This window comes from Rheinheimera sp. 4Y26 (assembly GCF_025245835.1).
Lineage (GTDB): Bacteria > Pseudomonadota > Gammaproteobacteria > Enterobacterales > Alteromonadaceae > Pararheinheimera.
Window position 1 is genome coordinate 69829 of record NZ_JAOBWS010000004.1, and the last position, 16230, is coordinate 86058.

The 16230-nt window shown below is 47.8% G+C and carries 13 protein-coding genes; 2 read left to right on the forward strand and 11 right to left on the reverse strand.

Annotated features, from left to right (window positions below):
* Nucleotide 1: 1 nt before the first annotated feature.
* Nucleotides 2-2386: a collagenase gene (locus tag N3Z11_RS07080; RefSeq protein ID WP_260656465.1), complete on the reverse strand. Its 2385-nt coding sequence runs from the start codon at nucleotides 2384-2386 to the stop codon at nucleotides 2-4.
* Between the two features lie 312 nt (nucleotides 2387-2698).
* On the opposite strand from N3Z11_RS07080, the gene N3Z11_RS07085 reads away from it, so the two are divergent.
* Together N3Z11_RS07085 and N3Z11_RS07090 are read left to right on the forward strand one after the other, a co-directional pair.
* On the forward strand, nucleotides 2699-3190 hold the full coding sequence (locus tag N3Z11_RS07085; protein WP_260656466.1) for a DUF1543 domain-containing protein: 492 nt from the start codon (nucleotides 2699-2701) through the stop codon (nucleotides 3188-3190).
* Between the two features lie 347 nt (nucleotides 3191-3537).
* On the forward strand, nucleotides 3538-4044 hold the full coding sequence (locus tag N3Z11_RS07090) for a hypothetical protein (RefSeq protein WP_260656467.1): 507 nt from the start codon (nucleotides 3538-3540) through the stop codon (nucleotides 4042-4044).
* A gap of 80 nt (nucleotides 4045-4124) precedes the next feature.
* Here the strand turns inward: N3Z11_RS07090 and N3Z11_RS07095 are convergent, their stop codons facing one another.
* The 10 genes from N3Z11_RS07095 to gyrA form a co-directional block, all read right to left on the reverse strand.
* A complete protein-coding gene (locus N3Z11_RS07095) occupies nucleotides 4125-5834 on the reverse strand; it encodes a potassium/proton antiporter (RefSeq protein ID WP_260656642.1) in 1710 nt (569 codons plus the stop codon).
* 20 nt (nucleotides 5835-5854) lie between these two features.
* Nucleotides 5855-6559 (reverse strand): orotidine-5'-phosphate decarboxylase, encoded by a 705-nt coding sequence (pyrF, locus tag N3Z11_RS07100; protein WP_260656468.1) that lies wholly within the window; start codon nucleotides 6557-6559, stop codon nucleotides 5855-5857.
* An 18-nt stretch (nucleotides 6560-6577) separates the two neighbouring features.
* Entirely contained in the window at nucleotides 6578-7708 is a 1131-nt protein-coding gene (locus N3Z11_RS07105) for an N-acetylglucosaminyl transferase (RefSeq protein WP_260656469.1), read from the reverse strand.
* A gap of 5 nt (nucleotides 7709-7713) precedes the next feature.
* Nucleotides 7714-7956 (reverse strand): lipopolysaccharide assembly protein LapA domain-containing protein, encoded by a 243-nt coding sequence (locus N3Z11_RS07110; protein ID WP_260656470.1) that lies wholly within the window; start codon nucleotides 7954-7956, stop codon nucleotides 7714-7716.
* A gap of 49 nt (nucleotides 7957-8005) precedes the next feature.
* The gene (gene ihfB, locus N3Z11_RS07115; protein WP_260656471.1) at nucleotides 8006-8290 is read right to left on the reverse strand and encodes an integration host factor subunit beta; all 285 of its coding nucleotides are present in this window, start codon (nucleotides 8288-8290) and stop codon (nucleotides 8006-8008) included.
* Nucleotides 8291-8363: 73 nt separating this feature from the next.
* A complete protein-coding gene (gene rpsA / locus N3Z11_RS07120) occupies nucleotides 8364-10040 on the reverse strand; it encodes a 30S ribosomal protein S1 (RefSeq protein WP_260656472.1) in 1677 nt (558 codons plus the stop codon).
* Nucleotides 10041-10142: 102 nt separating this feature from the next.
* Entirely contained in the window at nucleotides 10143-10826 is a 684-nt protein-coding gene (gene cmk / locus N3Z11_RS07125) for a (d)CMP kinase (protein WP_260656473.1), read from the reverse strand.
* 115 nt (nucleotides 10827-10941) lie between these two features.
* The gene (aroA, locus tag N3Z11_RS07130) at nucleotides 10942-12231 is read right to left on the reverse strand and encodes a 3-phosphoshikimate 1-carboxyvinyltransferase (protein ID WP_260656474.1); all 1290 of its coding nucleotides are present in this window, start codon (nucleotides 12229-12231) and stop codon (nucleotides 10942-10944) included.
* Nucleotides 12231-13313 carry a 3-phosphoserine/phosphohydroxythreonine transaminase gene (serC, locus tag N3Z11_RS07135; protein ID WP_409566858.1) on the reverse strand — a complete coding sequence of 361 codons (1083 nt, stop codon included), beginning with the start codon at nucleotides 13311-13313 and terminating at the stop codon, nucleotides 12231-12233. Before serC ends, aroA begins: the two co-directional genes overlap by 1 nt.
* Before the next feature lie 233 nt (nucleotides 13314-13546).
* The gene (gyrA, locus tag N3Z11_RS07140; RefSeq protein WP_260656476.1) at nucleotides 13547-16174 is read right to left on the reverse strand and encodes a DNA topoisomerase (ATP-hydrolyzing) subunit A; all 2628 of its coding nucleotides are present in this window, start codon (nucleotides 16172-16174) and stop codon (nucleotides 13547-13549) included.
* Nucleotides 16175-16230 lie beyond the last annotated feature (56 nt).

Genomic DNA, 16230 nt, shown 5'->3' on the forward strand with positions numbered 1-16230 from the left:
CTTACACTGCAATAGCGCAGCGAGGTAAATCACAAAGTTTGCTCATGGCCGGCATATCACGCTGGTCCACAACCTTGTCGAGGTTAAAATCAAGATCGATGGTTAAATTGGTTTTACTGCGTAACCGCTGGTTAAACAGTTCAATATCGCGTTTATCAACGGCGCCGTTTTTATCCAGATCGGCAGGGCGGAACGAAACGCTCTGACAAATGCCCTGACCCGCAACAACACAGTCCAGCCATTGATGAAACTCAAGGTCAAAATTGCTGCCCCAGGTTTTCAGAATGTCCTGATAGGGCGTGTAAGGCGGTAGTTCAGGTAAATCAACTTTTTGCTGGCCACAGGTCCAGACCCAGTTACCTGAGCCCCAGGCGCTGTCGTCATATAACCAGCTCCAGTTATTGGCGATAGCGTCAGGTTTGTAACGCCAGCCCCATTCAAAGCTGCAGGCTTCGGTGGAAATCGCGTATTTGGCGGCGCGTAAAGTAGGCAGCAGCGGCTGGTCGATATCAGCGCGATGTTTTTCAAACATAAAACGTACTGCAAGGTAACCCCAGTGGTAAGTGCGGGCTGTATTGCTGTTGGCGTAAGTGGTTTGGAACAACTCACTGAGCTGATAGGTTTTATTCGGTGCAACAGCCAGAGCTTTGGCATTATTGGCCGGCTGCGACAGATATTCAGCTAAGCCTTCACCCCACCAGACTGAATTTTGGGGTTGGTCGCTAAAGCTGCCCCATTGGTTAAAACGACCGTCCAGATAATGGATGTACTCGTGCTCTAAGTTCCACACTACAAAAGAAGGCGCCAGCCAGGTGGCCTGATAGGCAATAAAGCGCGCCTGGTTAGCCGGATCTGACGGAGTTCCTTCCAGATACATTCCACCGTTGTTGGTGTCGATGCCAAAAAACTGACCGGCATAGTTCTGATAATCGCTGGAGGATTTAAAAATCACCATCTCAAGCGCAGTGTTGTTGTCGTTAGCCACCGGGCTGCTGGCATTGGTGTTAAAGGTTTGGTGGAACAGGTTTTCCTCAGCGGCCAGTTTGGTACAGATACCGGCCAGATTTTCATTGCTGATTTGCCCCTGGTACCTGAGTTTAAGGGTAGGGCCACAAGCGTGGCTGCCGGATAACACTGTGGACTCAAGATCAAACTGACAGGCATTGCCGTACATACTGCAATTGGCACTGTCGTAGGCTTTTACCATCCCTTGTGCATTCACCCAGGCTTGCGAGCCGGTGCCGCCATAGCTGTAGGTTGACAGCACATGCTGCAGCGCCGGACGCACTGTGTCGGCAACAGCACCACCCAGTTTGAGCATACGGCCAAGCTCAGACACCGCATCATTAAACTGATACTCGCGGGTATGACCCACCAGCCATAAGCCATCGTTTAATACAAAATCACGAAGCCTGGTGACAATTTGCGGATGGGCAGCCAGAGTTTGGTCGAGCTCAGCGCCGCCGATATTCACCGCATTAAAATAATGGGTCAGAATTTGGGTCATACCGTTTTCTTCATAGGCCACACCCCAGTCATTACTGCGGCTGACACTCTGCGCATAACCCTGCAGCGCTTCGCTGATCCTCGGCAAAAACTGCAAGGCTTCAGTGCCTGAACTTCGCACTAAAATCAGCATTTCGTAACGCAGGAAATAATTACGTGAACTGGTGCCGTTAAACTCGACAAAATGGTCGCCGGCAAAATACTGGCTCAGGGCTTGTTGCAGGGCAGCTTTATAATTGCTGGCAAAGCTTCGGCCGGTGGAGGATTCAGCCCAGTGCATGGCCCTTAAATAAGTCACCAGTTTTTCCAGTACCACAGCACCTGAAGCGTCCGAGCCATCAAAGCCCTGCAGTTGCTCGTTAATTGCATTGGCAATCGTCAAAATTTTGCTATCTGAAAAATGTGCGGTGCCTACCAGACCAACATCATAAAGTTTGTATAAACAACCGGTTAAACTGGCATTACTAACAGCGGCAACCAAATCGTTGCCATATAAATTCAGCAGATCGGCAGGGCTGCTACAACTGATGACTGCTGTTGTAGCATTGTCGTTTTGGGCAATTTTGTGTTGCGCTGTACTTGGCAGGTTTTGCCGGAAAAACTCCTGATCGGCCGCAGGACGCCAACGATTGCTAAGCTCAAGACCATGTTTTTCCGCGTAAATTTTGGCCTGAACTTTTTCAAATTCAGCTGGCGACATTAAACGGGGTGGTGCAACTGTGTTGCTTTGTGTGTGCTGCTGTTTTGCAGCAAGTTCAGACAGATGCTGGCGCTGTAAATCGACGCTGATTTGGCCTGGGTGTGTTAATTGCACCTGCTCCTGCGCCATAACCAAACAGCTGCTGAGTAAAAGCGGCAGCAGCTTCAGATGGGTTTTCATAAAGGCATGTTCCTTCCGGTGAGTGATCGTTATAATTGTGTTACCTGCGCAGGTGGGAATAAGTTAACACAATATATATTGTATACAATATATTCAACTTGGTTTATTTAGTTTTACCAGGTTGGTGTTTTTACTTCATTTGGTTATAAAAGCACCTGAAATAGGCAAATTAGTGCGATTACGGAAACAAAATTGCAAAACCAGCAACTCCCGGCTGTTGCTGTCATGTGTTCCGGTTGCTGTCTGCACAGCAGCAAAATGGGCACAGGCGGCGCACGGTAATACAATGCGGTAGCAAAAAAGGAAGAAAAAGTGCTTTATATTGTGATGTTAGGTGGCCGTCACGCGGCGGCAAAAATTGAAGTGCATGATGTTGTTTTTGCCTGTGGTGATAATTTGCAACAGATTTATCCACAATTGCGTGAGCAGTGGTTTGGCAGTGCCGAAGGTTTACATATAGATTCCTGGATGGCGGTAGACGGTGTTGGACAATACAAAGTGAGCTTCAGCCAACAAGCGCCAGCAGCAGGCGAACTCAGATTATTTTTTATTAATCTGGGCGGTTATCAGCCCGGACAGTTTGGTGAAGAACATCGCTATTTACTGGTGGTTGCCAAAGACAAAAGCAGCGCCAAACAAGAAGGCAAAACCATGCTGGCGGTACATTGGGAAAAGCCACATACGGACAATCTGTGGGATTTAGATGATTGTATTGCAATCGACAATATTGCCGGGCGTTATATCAAACTGACAGTGGAACCACACCTGGGTATCCAACAGCAAAACGATTATATTTTGCTGTGACAGAATAAAATCAGCCAATTGCAACGCGATATTTAAAACCAAGCAGCAACGCAGTTGGCCGCTGTGGCGGAGCATTCCTGAAAGACGAGGTGACTGATAATGCGTATGACGCATTTAAATATTAAAATACTGAATTTAACATAATATACATTATGGGATATTATTGATTTGCATACTGACCTACAAAACCTGCAGTTCCATACTCTTTTTAGGGTTTATTGGTGTAATACCTATTTTATATGCATGGCTTATACATTTTCTAAATAGAGCCATCGTTTTTATCAAAAATTACTTGTTACGTAACTGATGTTCTATACTTGGGCAAAATCGAAAAACTTGAGTTTTATATGGCACTTAGTAACGCAGAACGACAGCGTAATTATCGCAAAAGACGTAATGTCGAATTGGTAAATGCAAAAACATTACGTGATGAGCATGTCGGACTTGTGGCGGAACTTGAGAAGTTACGTAACGAAAATAATGTGTTAAAACAAGAGATCAAGACGCTTAATAAAAAAATTGCCGGGATGGAGCTTGATAGCAACAATACTATAGCTGCAACCACAGTTGCTTATGATGAACGTTTAGCTGTACTTCGGATCCCGCTGCAATATCACAAAGTGTATGCAACATCACAGCCGGATGCTGAATTTACCAGAATAACGCCCCAGCTTTGGGTACGATCCAAAGGTGTTCCTAATTATAAGTTTGCCTACCGATTGGTGCTGCTCCAAATAGGCAACAGATATTTGTTAGAGTTAAGGCCGCCGCTGGATAAAAAATCTGAAGAAAAACTACAGTCGTTTATCACCTGGCGGGAAATGGAGGATTATATCAAGGAGCGTGGGCTTTAGCTGTTAGCTCTGAACTTCGAAGTGCCACACCCAGATGCTATCTGGCAGCCCCTGCTCTGCCGGGTCCGCTGAAACAAAGTTCAGGCTGCTTTGATACCAACCTGCAAAATTTCGTCTTTGTCATTCAGTTGCCGTACTGTGAGTATCAGTTGGTCCAGTTGCAGGCTGTCGCCGACCACCACACGGCGATGGAAGCGATCTGTGATGTATTCTGATAATGACTGTTGTGGGTTTAACTCGCCAAAGTCTATGGTGTAAAACGCAGCAAGTTCTGCCAACAGGATCTGGCCATTTAAGACAAATTCACCAAAGAAGTCTTGCCTGTTTAGGGACGCTGTGGCGGCATAACTGGATAAAACATCGCTTAAATAAGCTGTATCGGCGGCTTTGGCCAGTACCATCAGAGTATCATTTGCTTTAAACAAGGCACAGTTTGTGCTTTGTATCCATTCGCCCTGACGAATGATGCCAAGAAACTGAACTGTGTCCGGCACCGGCAATTGCTGCCATTCGGTTTCAATCACAGAGGAGTCTGCGCCTACTTTATAAGCAATTAGCTGCAGTATATCGTTGCTCGGAACTGCCTCCAACGGCATCACATGATCGGGTTTTGGTGACTTTGGCACCTGCAGTTTTAACCAGCGCGCCACGGGCGCTATGGACCAGCCCTGGATCAACAAAGAAACGATCACCACAAAAAATGCCACGTTAAAATATAAATCGTGGTTTGGTACACCGGCCAGCCATGGGATCAGTGCAAGAATAATAGGCACTGCCCCTCTTAAGCCAACCCAGCTGATAAATATCTGATCATGTGCCGGAAATCTGAATGGCACCAGACTCAAAATTACGGCAAGCGGCCTTGCCAGAAAAATCATCACTAAAGCCAGCAACAAAGCCGGAACTGCGTATTGCAGCAGTTTTGCCGGTGCCACCAGTAAACCCAGCATCAGAAACATCACTATCTGACTGAGCCAGGCCAGACCATCGTGCATACGCAAAATAGATTGCAACTGAGCCAGCCGCGCACTGCCAATCAACACGCCGGCCAGATACACAGCCAGAAATCCGCTGCCACCGAACTGGTTGGTAACCGCAAATAGAAAAAGTGCATAAGAAACAGCAAATAACGGAAAAAAGGCAGCACCAAGCGCTAAACGCCGGCAAAGCCAGATAAAGGATTTGCCACCAAGATAACCCGCTAGAGCACCAACAACTGCCTGCTGCAAAAACGTCATCGCCAATTGCCAATCCAGACTGGCGTTACCTGCAACTACACTCACCAGAGTAAATGTCAGCATTACGGCCATGGGGTCATTACTACCAGACTCAATTTCAAGAGTGGAAGCCACCCGCTCTTTTATATTGAGCCCGGCCGACTGAAAGATGGAAAACACCGCTGCTGCATCGGTGGAACTCAGGATAGCCCCCAGTAACAATCCTTCTAATAAACTGAGGTTGAATAACCAGGTTGCAGCTACACCAAGTACGGCACAAGTGATTAATACACCCACACTAGCTAATGTTGCTGCCGGTGCTAAGACCACTTTGAATCTGTCCGGTGGTGTGCGCATCCCACCGTCAAACAGAATAATCACCAAGGCCACTGAGCCAATCAGCAAGGCCGTATCAGGAGATGAAAAACGGATGCCAAGCAGGCCATCTTCGCCTGCCAGCATGCCAATAACCAGGAAGATTAATAATAACGGCGCACCGAAGCGCGCCGAAATTAAAGTAGCGATAATACTAAGCGAAAACAGCGCGCCGGCAATCAGAATACTGAGGTTCACTGCATCCAATAGCACATCCTTTATTGCGGGAGTTGAATTTCCTGATAAATGGTTTGCAATGCGGCCAGTGGATCTGATGCTTTGGTAATGGGGCGCCCTATCACCATGTAATCAACGCCTGCAGCCAGCGCTTCTTTGGGACTCATCACCCGTTTTTGATCGTCAGCCGTGGCAAATGATGGTCTGATCCCCGGCGTCACCAAACAAAAATCCTGACCAAACTGTCGTTTTAGCATTTGAGCTTCCTGGGCTGAACACACCACACCATCAAGGCCAGTTTGTTTTGTTAAGCCTGCCAGATGCTCCACCTGTTCGGCCACACTGCGATTGATGCCGAGCTCAGTTAAATCTGTTTGTTCCATTGAAGTTAGCACAGTTACGGCAATTAACAGTGGCCGTTCAGCGCCATATCGCTGCAGCGCTTCACGGGCTGCAGCCATCATACGAGTGCCGCCGCTGGCATGCACATTCACCATCCATACGCCGAGATCGGCGGCGGCTTGTACGGCCTTGGCAACTGTGTTTGGAATATCGTGGAACTTTAAGTCCAGAAAGACTTCAAAACCGCGCTGATGTAATGTCTGAACAAAATCCGGACCAAAATGTGTGAACATTTCTTTGCCCACTTTTAACCGGCATAAAGATGGATCCAGCCGGCTGACCAGGTCCAGCGCTGCAGCTTTTTGTTCAAAATCAAGGGCCACAACTATCGGGCTTTGTGCCATGTATAATTTCCTCTTTTACTAACGGCCATCAATGCCGCTTAAAGGTTCAACAGTTTCCCATTGCTGGCATGATGGACATAACCAATAAGCTTGCCGCGTTTTAAAACCACAATTGCGGCAGCTAAACAAAATTTTAGTTTCCAGATAAGCGTTAACCATTTGTTCAATAGAATGCAGTGCAGCCCGATGCTCCGGCTCAGTGATTTGGCGAAGTTGCAGTAACCGCTGGAATAAACGGATGCTGGGTTGTTGCTGCAGCTTTTCCAATAGCAGTTGCTCCCCTGCTGCCGGCGAGCCGGTTTGCACCAACCAGTCGGCCAAATAGATAGTGGCAGTAATGTTTTTATGCTGATGCGCAAGCTGACTAAGAAGCTGATACCAATCTTGTGCCGGTAACTGGCATTGAATCAAGCCCGGCAACACTTCTGCCGACCATTGTGGTTTTTGTGTCAACACAGCCCTAAAAGCCACTGCGGCTTCGTCAAGTTGCTGCTGTTGTAACAACAATTGCGCCAGCTGCATTTTTGGCCGGATTGACTGCGGGTACTGTTGAGTTAACAGCCTCAAGGCAAAAGCATCCAGCGGTTTTTTAGTATCCTGACAACGCATATTGCTAATGGCAATACGGAGTGACTTCGAATCGGTTTTATCCACTTCATGGGCAAAAGATGCTGCTTTATGCCAGTCATGGGTTGCAATGAACAGGCTAAACAGTTGTTTTAGTGCTTTTTCACGTAGCGCATCAGTACTGACCAGTGCTGTTAATAACAGCTCTGCCCTGTCATACAAACCGGCGGAATAATAGTCGTTTGCCAGTTCCAGTTGAATTTGTTGTGCCTGATGTTTTGGCAACTTTAATTGATGTAGTTTTTCGTGAATGCGGATAGCTTTATCCCAGTCGCCCCTGCGGCGGAACAAATTCGCCAGCGCCAGATAAGTATCAATAGTTGCAGCTTCAATATCCAGCAGCTGCAATAATTGTTCTATCGCTTTATCTTCTTGATCGGTGAGAAGGAAATTAAGGCCGGACGACAGGTTTTTTGCAACACTTGCTTTGCCTTTTAACTCTTCACGGCGAAGACTGTTTCTGCCATAAAACCAACCGTAAGCGGCGGCAACAGGCAGTAACAGGAAAAGCAATTCAAGCATAGGGGTCAGGTCTTGCTGATAGCTTTAGAAAACCAGCGTTTGGTTTTGAGTTTTATCAGAATAGACAAAGATAAGCTTAAGCCTATGGCAAAGCCGAGTAACAGAAACAGCAGGGCAATATCCACAACCCGCAACTCAGCTTTGGCAATAAAATAGTTGAGTTCAGCTGCTTGCTGATTAATGGAACCAAAAAACAGGCCAACCACTACCAGAGCAACAAAACATAAAATGTAAATCAGTTTTCTCAAACCCAACTCCGTTTGTACTCAGCTTGCGCTGGTACCAAAACTTCCCTGATCAGGTGTTTTCTTTGACGCGGTCGCGTAACTCTTTACCTGGTTTAAAATGCGGAACATATTTACCGTCAAGTTCAACCTTGTCACCCGTTTTTGGGTTACGGCCAACACGTGGCGCGCGGTAATGCAGAGAAAAACTACCAAAACCACGGATTTCAATACGTTCATTTGCAGCTAAAGAACCGGCCATTTGTTCCAGAATTTCTTTGACTGAGGATTCAACATCTTTGACTTGGACGTGAGGAAAATCACTTGCGAGCTTTTCAATCAATTCAGATTTGGTCATAGACCCTCCGCTACAATGTGGTCTGGAGAATTCGGCTGGGGCTTACACCCCAACCGATTTACTTCAGCATTAATTAGTCAGCTTTCTGAGCTGCTTTGAATGCTTCAGCCATTGCATTGCCACCAAAGTCAGCATCATCTTGCTTCTTGATAGAATCCATAGCTTCTTTTTCTTCAGCTTCGAACTTGGCTTTGATTGACAGGCTGATTACGCGGTTTTTGCGATCAACACCCATCAGACGAGCTTCAACTTCTTCACCTACTTTCAGTACTGTTGATGCATCTTCGATACGCTCACGAGCGATGTCTGATACACGAACATAACCTTCAACGCCGCCTTCCAGCATTACTGTAGCGCCTTTAGCGTCAACAGCAGTTACGTTGCCTTTAACGATAGCACCTTTTTTGTTATCAGCAAGGTAGCCGTTGAACGGATCTTCGTCTAATTGCTTGATGCCTAAAGAGATACGCTCGCGCTCTGGGTCAACTTGCAGTACAACGGCAGAAACTTCGTCACCTTTCTTGAATTCGCGAACTGCGTCTTCACCGGTAGAGTTCCAGCTGATGTCTGATAAGTGAACCAGACCGTCGATACCACCGTCCAGACCGATAAAGATACCGAAGTCAGTGATTGACTTGATCTTGCCAGAAACGCGGTCACCCTTGTTGAAGCCCTTAGCGAACTCTTCCCATGGGTTAGCTTTACACTGTTTCAGACCTAAAGAAATACGACGACGTTCTTCGTCGATTTCCAGAACCATCACTTCCACTGAGTCACCTAAGTTAACAACTTTAGATGGGTGGATGTTTTTGTTGGTCCAGTCCATTTCTGAAACGTGTACTAAGCCTTCAACGCCTTCTTCGATTTCAACGAAGCAGCCGTAGTCAGTCAGGTTAGTTACACGACCAGTGATCTTCGCACCTTCTGGGTAACGAGATGCGATAGCTGCCCACGGATCTTCGCCCATCTGTTTCAGGCCCAGAGAAACACGCTGCTTCTCACGGTCGAATTTCAGAACTTTTACCGGGATCTCGTCGCCAACATTGACGATTTCGCTTGGGTGCTTCACGCGTTTCCAAGCCATGTCAGTGATGTGCAGTAAGCCGTCTACGCCACCTAAGTCAACGAATGCACCGTAGTCAGTCAGGTTCTTAACGATACCCTTAACTTCCATGCCTTCTTCCAGGTTTTGTAACAGCGTATCGCGCTCAGCACTGCTTTCAGATTCGATCACAGCACGACGTGAAACAACAACGTTGTTGCGCTTCTGGTCTAATTTGATAACTTTGAACTCAAGTTCTTTGTGTTCTAAGTGCAGAGTGTCGCGTACCGGACGTACATCGACTAATGAACCAGGCAGGAATGCACGGATACCGTCAACTTCGACAGTGAAACCGCCTTTAACTTTGCCAGTGATAACACCGATAACGGTAACTTTGTCTTCACAGGCTTTTTCCAGGCGTACCCAGGATTCGTGACGTTTGGCTTTCTCGCGAGACAGCAGAGTCTCACCGAAACCATCTTCAACTGCATCCAGAGCTACGTCGATGATATCACCAACGTTCACTTCAACTTCGCCAGCCAGGTTTTTGAATTGTTCAACCGGGATCGCAGCTTCAGATTTCAGACCGGCATCAACCAGTACTACGTCTTTATGGATAGCTACGATAGTGCCCTTAACGATTGAACCTGGGCGAGTTTCGATAGTCTTGAGGCTTTCCTCAAATAATTGTGCAAAATTTTCAGTCATTTTTCACTGTTTCAGTTAGTTGCACCACTTTGCATCCAAATAAAGTGGGGTTGCTTAATTTACCGTTAACATTCCTTGTCAGCGGCTGTCCAAAGTGAAGGCTCAGGCCTGGTTCAATTGCTTCTTTACAAAGCTCAGAACCTCTTCCAACACTTGATCAATGGTTTTGCTGGTCGAATCCAGTAAGTAGGCGTCGTCTGCCGGTTTTAACGGCGCGACTGCGCGATTCATATCGCGCTCATCTCTTGCCTGAATTTCGCTCAAAAGGTCGCCGATGTTAACATCAAGACCCTTTTGTTTCAACTCTAAATAACGCCGGTTGGCGCGCTCTTGAGGGGCGGCCGTCAGGAATATTTTCACTTCTGCACCAGGGAACACTACGGTGCCCATATCACGGCCATCGGCCACTAAACCCGGAGCTTCGCGAAAGGCGCGCTGACGGCGCAATAATGCTTCCCGCACCCTCGGTAAAGAGGCAATTTTAGACGCGACTGAGCCTACTTGCTCGGTGCGGATGGTATTGGTGACGTTTTCGCCTTCCAGCGTAATGCGTACGTTACATTGTTCGTCACAGTTAAACTGCACATCCAGATGAGCTGCCAGCGGTTGCAGTGCTTCTTCATCTTCAGGTGCAATATTGTGGTGAATGGCGGCAAGCGCTAAAACCCGGTAAATAGCGCCGCTGTCAAGCAAGTGCCAACCCAGCTTTTGCGCCACTAAACGGCAAATTGTGCCTTTGCCTGAACCACCAGGACCATCGATGGTAATTACCGGCGCATGCTGCATAGTGCCTCCATAAAATTCGCCACTTTTACTAAAGTGGCGGCATTATACAGACAATCGTGACAAAAAGCGCGGTTTTCCCAATAAATTACAAGGTGTTACCGCGTAACTTTTTGGGTTACGCGTTTTGTGAAGTTAATGCTGCAAACACTTCAAAATATTGAGGAAAGGTTTTGCGGGTACAGTCCGGATCTTCAATGGTTATGCCCGTTTTGGCAAAGGCCAGTAGCGAAAAACACATGGCCATCCGATGATCGTTATAGGTGGCAATACTGGCATGCTGAATTTCTGCTGGTGGCTCAATCCGGATATAATCCTGACCTTCTTCCACTATAGCGCCCACTTTGCGAAGTTCAGTTGCCATAGCCGCTAAACGGTCGGTTTCTTTAACCCGCCAGTTATATACATTGCTGATAAGCGTTGGCCCTTTGGCAAATAACGCCGTGGTGGCTATGGTCATGGCCGCATCCGGAATGGCGTTATAATCGCGGGAAATGCCGTTAAGCTGGTTTCGCGTAACCGAAATATAGTCAAAACCCCACTCAACTGTTGCCCCCATGGCTTCCAGTGCGTCGGCAAAATGAATATCCCCCTGCACGGCGTTTTTGCCAATGCCGGTGACTTTTACTGTACCACCGGCGATAGCGGCTGCTGCCAGGAAATAACTGGCAGATGATGCATCGCCCTCAACCAGAAAATCACCAGGTGACTGATATTGCTGCTTCCCGTACACAATAAAACGCTGGTAGTTGTCATTGTGCACTTCAACGCCAAAACGGCTCATCAGCGCCAGCGTAATATCAATATAAGGTTTGGATACCAGATCACCTTCAATCTCAATGACGGAGTCGCCCTGCAGTAACGGCGCCACCATCAAAACGGCTGTTAAAAACTGACTGGACACGCTGCCGTCAATTTTTACCGGGCCAGCCTTAAGTGCTTTGCCACGAATATGCAAAGGCGGATAATCTTTATTGCCCAGATATTCAATGTCACAGTGCCATTGTGCCAAAGCATCCACCAGATGGCCGATAGGACGCTCATACATCCGGGGTTCGCCTGTTAAAGTGACATCCACATCGGAAGCGGCTAATGCCGCTGTTAAAGGCCGCATGGCGGTGCCGGCATTGCCCAGATATAACTCATGTGGCGTATGCACAGAAAACAAAGCACCAAGCCCCTGCACCACACATTCAGTTTTCGTGTCAGACAGTTGGTAACTGACACCTAACTGCTTCAGAGCATTAAGCATATGTTCCACATCTTCACTGTGCAGTAAGTTGCTGATGCGGGTTTCGCCTTTGGCTAAAGCAGCCAGTAATAACACCCGGTTAGAAATGCTTTTTGAACCTGGTAAATGCACAGTGCCCTGAGCTTTGGTCACATGGGATAAAATTAAACTTTTCATCAGCCGTGTACCCGCTCAAACTCTTGCATAAAGGTGACCAGGGTTTGCACACCGGCAAGCGGCATAGCGTTATAAATGCTGGCGCGCATACCGCCCACCATCCGGTGGCCTTTCAGTGCCAATAAACCTGCGTTTTCAGCTTCGGAGACAAACAAATCATTCAGTCGCTCATCGGCCAGTAAAAACGGCACGTTCATCCAGGAGCGGTATTGTGGTGCTACGTCGTTGCGGTAAAAATCGCTCTGGTCAATATAACCATATAAGGTGTCGGCTTTTTTCTGGTTTAATTTCCCCATTGCCTCTACACCGCCCTGGCGTTTTAACCACTCAAACACCAGTCCGGCCAGATACCAGGCATAGGTTGGCGGGGTGTTAAACATAGAGTCGTTTTCCGCCGCTAAACGGTAATCCAGAATGGCCGGAATATTGCTGCCGGCTTTGGGTAATAAATCTTCACGCACTATGGCGACCGTCAGACCGGATGGGCCAATGTTTTTCTGCGCGCCGGCGTAAATCACGCCATAACGGCTGACATCCAGTGGTCTTGATAAAATGGTGGATGATAAATCGGCCACTAATGGCACTTCTGTCTGTGGTACGCCGGTAAACTCCAGGCCATCGACGGTTTCATTCGGGCAAAAATGCACAAAGCTGGCGTTCGGGTCGATCTGCCAGTCTTTTTCCGCTGTTAAAGTGCGGATGCCATCCACTTTGTGCTGAATCTGTTGTGTTTTTACAGCGCCAAATTTCAGTGCTTCTTCGGCGGCAGCCTTAGACCAGGCACCCGATACTATATAATCGGCCGTTTTACCAGCTTGCATTAAATTCAGTGGCACTGCAGCAAACTGACCCCGGCCACCCCCATGCATAAACAGCACTTTGTAATGCACGGGAATGTGCATTAAATCACGTAAATCCTGCTCCGCTTTGGCGGCCACCGCCATAAAGTCTTTGCCCCTATGGCTCATCTCCATAATGGAGCAGCCACGTCCATGCCAGTTAATAAACTCTTCCTGCGCCTGCAACATAACTTCAGTTGGCAACATAGCCGGGCCTGCGCAAAAATTATAAGTTGTCATGATGTCCTCTTTGAATGTACTGAAAATAAAAACGGGCCTGGCGTGGACCTGGCGCTATTGCCAATGCTTTTTTATGGCAGCACTGCAATAGTTAGTTGCCATCTGGATGGCTTCTTTTTTGAATAAACACTCTACCGCAAATTAGCAGAGCGGCAAACCAAAAATCTGCCTGTTGCAGCTGTTATTTTTTGGCTAAAAAAAACGAGCGCCGAAGCGCCCGTTTTTTAAGCTATTGCTTATTCTTCTGAATCGTCAGGTTCAACTTCAATGTCGACCTTATTTTGCTGATCCAGCACAGCCACTTCGGCTTCTGCTGCGGCCAGCTCTTCCTGATCCTGAATTTCGTCGATGCGCTGTACGCCCACCACTTTTTCGCCTTCCTGCGTGCGGATCAGAATAACACCGGCGGTATTACGGCCCACCTGCGACACTTCCTTGACGCGGGTGCGCACTAAAGTACCTTTGTTGGAAATCAGCATAATTTCGTCCAGCGCGTTTACCTGCACCGCACCCACCACTAAGCCGTTTCGCTCAGACACCTTAATTGACACTACACCCTGGGTGGCGCGGCTCTTCTCTGGATATTCAGCCAGTGAAGTACGTTTACCATAACCGTTTTCTGTCACTGTTAAGATAGCGCCGTCTGACTTAGGTACTATTAATGACACCACAGAGCCGTTTTCACGCAGTTTAATACCACGTACACCTGTAGCGCCACGACCCATAGGCCGCACCTGATCTTCTTTAAAGCGTACTACTTTACCGTCGTCCGAGAACAACATGATCTGGCTGCTGCCGTCGGTGATATCCACGCCAATCAGCTGATCGCCTTCATTCAGGTTCACGGCAATAATACCGTTGCTGCGTGGGCGCGAATATTCGGTCAGCGCTGTTTTCTTCACTGTGCCGTTGGCGGTCGCCATAAACACATATTTGCCTTCTTCATATTCACGCACCGGCAGAATAGCGGTGATCCGCTCGTTCTCTTCCAGCGGCAGCAGGTTGACGATAGGTTTACCGCGCGCCTGACGTGAAGCCAGTGGTAATTGATACACTTTCATCCAGTACAGACGGCCACGGTTAGAGAAACACAAAATGGTGTCGTGAGTGCTGGCGATTAACAGCTGGTCGACAAAATCTTCGTCTTTCACTGTAGTGGCGGCTTTACCACGGCCCCCACGGCGCTGCGCTTCGTAATCAGACAATGGCTGATACTTGGCATAACCCAGGTGCGACAGAGTGACCACCACGTCTTCTTCCGCGATCAGGTCTTCCATATTGATATCCAGTGCATTGTCCTGGATCTCAGTACGGCGGGCATCACCATACATGGCTTTGGCCGCTTCTAATTCTTCACAAATGACTTCCATCAAACGCTGCGGGCTCGCCAGAATGTGTAATAACTCAGCGATTAAATCCAGCAGCTCTTTGTATTCGCCAAGGATTTTCTCGTGTTCCAGGCCAGTCAGTTTATGCAGACGTAAATCAAGAATGGCCTGAGCCTGTTGTTCGGTCAGATAATAATAACCGTCACGAATACCAAAATGCTCTTCCAGCCACTCAGGACGGGCGGCGCCTTCACCTGAGCGCTCCAGCATTTCTTTGACGTTACCCAGCAACCAGCCACGCGCCACTAAACCCGCTTTAGCTTCCGCCGGGCTTGGTGAGTTTTTAATGAGTTCAATAATTTCGTCGATATTGGTCAGCGCAATGGCTAAACCTTCCAAAATATGGGCGCGGTCACGGGCTTTACGCAGATCGTACACAGTACGGCGGGTCACCACTTCGCGGCGGTGCAGCACAAAACATTCAAGGATTTCTTTTAATCCCAGCAGTTTTGGCTGACCCTGATCGAGCGCGACCATATTGATACCAAATACAGTTTGCATCTGCGTCTGGGTATACAACTGGTTCAGCATGACATCAGAAGATTCACCGCGTTTAAGTTCGATGACAATACGCATACCGTCTTTGTCAGACTCATCGCGCAAAGCTGAAATACCTTCAATGCGTTTTTCTTTGACCAGCTCGGCGATTTTTTCAATCAGACGGGCTTTGTTCACCTGATATGGAATTTCATCCACGATAATGGTCTCACGACCGGTTTTATCGTCGGTTTCGATATGGGTTTTGGCACGGATATACACCTTGCCACGACCGGTACGGTACGCTTCTTCAATACCACGGCGACCGTTGATAATTGCAGCTGTTGGGAAATCCGGACCTGGCAGATGTTCCATCAGCTCAGGAATGGTGATATCCGGATTGGCAATCAGCGCTAAACAAGCATCAATCACTTCACTGAGGTTGTGCGGCGGAATATTGGTGGCCATACCCACGGCAATACCGCTTGAACCATTGACCAGCAAGTTTGGAATTTTGGTCGGTAATACTGCCGGAATTTGTTCGGTGCCGTCGTAGTTCGGCACAAAATCGACCGTTTCTTTGTCTAAATCAGCCAGCAGTTCGGTGGTGATTTTGGCCATCCGTACTTCGGTATAACGCATGGCTGCTGCGGAGTCACCGTCAACCGAACCGAAGTTACCCTGGCCGTCCACCAGCATATAACGCAGTGAAAATGGCTGCGCCATCCGGACTATAGTGTCATATACTGCAGTGTCGCCGTGCGGGTGGTATTTACCAATCACGTCACCGACCACACGGGCAGATTTTTTATAAGCCCGGTTCCACTCGTTGCCGAGCTCTTTCATCGCGAACAAAACCCGGCGATGCACTGGCTTTAAACCGTCCCGAACATCGGGTAAGGCCCGGCCAACTATTACGCTCATGGCGTAATCGAGATAAGAATTTTTTAATTCTTCTTCAATATTAATGGGAACGATTTCTTTGGCCAGATTTGTCATAATAAAGCTTTTTTCCCTTAAAATCAGACAGATGACTCGCGTTTAGTTCTATTATC

What these genes read in the sequence shown, in the direction of transcription:
- N3Z11_RS07080 (WP_260656465.1), bottom strand. Translation starts at nt 2,386, where the DNA reads ATGAAAACCCATCTGAAGCTGCTGCCGCTTTTACTCAGCAGCTGTTTG.
- N3Z11_RS07090 (WP_260656467.1), top strand. Translation starts at nt 3,538, where the DNA reads ATGGCACTTAGTAACGCAGAACGACAGCGTAATTATCGCAAAAGACGT.
- pyrF (WP_260656468.1), bottom strand. Translation starts at nt 6,559, where the DNA reads ATGGCACAAAGCCCGATAGTTGTGGCCCTTGATTTTGAACAAAAAGCT.
- N3Z11_RS07105 (WP_260656469.1), bottom strand. Translation starts at nt 7,708, where the DNA reads ATGCTTGAATTGCTTTTCCTGTTACTGCCTGTTGCCGCCGCTTACGGT.
- ihfB (WP_260656471.1), bottom strand. Translation starts at nt 8,290, where the DNA reads ATGACCAAATCTGAATTGATTGAAAAGCTCGCAAGTGATTTTCCTCAC.
- rpsA (WP_260656472.1), bottom strand. Translation starts at nt 10,040, where the DNA reads ATGACTGAAAATTTTGCACAATTATTTGAGGAAAGCCTCAAGACTATC.
- cmk (WP_260656473.1), bottom strand. Translation starts at nt 10,826, where the DNA reads ATGCAGCATGCGCCGGTAATTACCATCGATGGTCCTGGTGGTTCAGGC.
- aroA (WP_260656474.1), bottom strand. Translation starts at nt 12,231, where the DNA reads ATGAAAAGTTTAATTTTATCCCATGTGACCAAAGCTCAGGGCACTGTG.
- gyrA (WP_260656476.1), bottom strand. Translation starts at nt 16,174, where the DNA reads ATGACAAATCTGGCCAAAGAAATCGTTCCCATTAATATTGAAGAAGAA.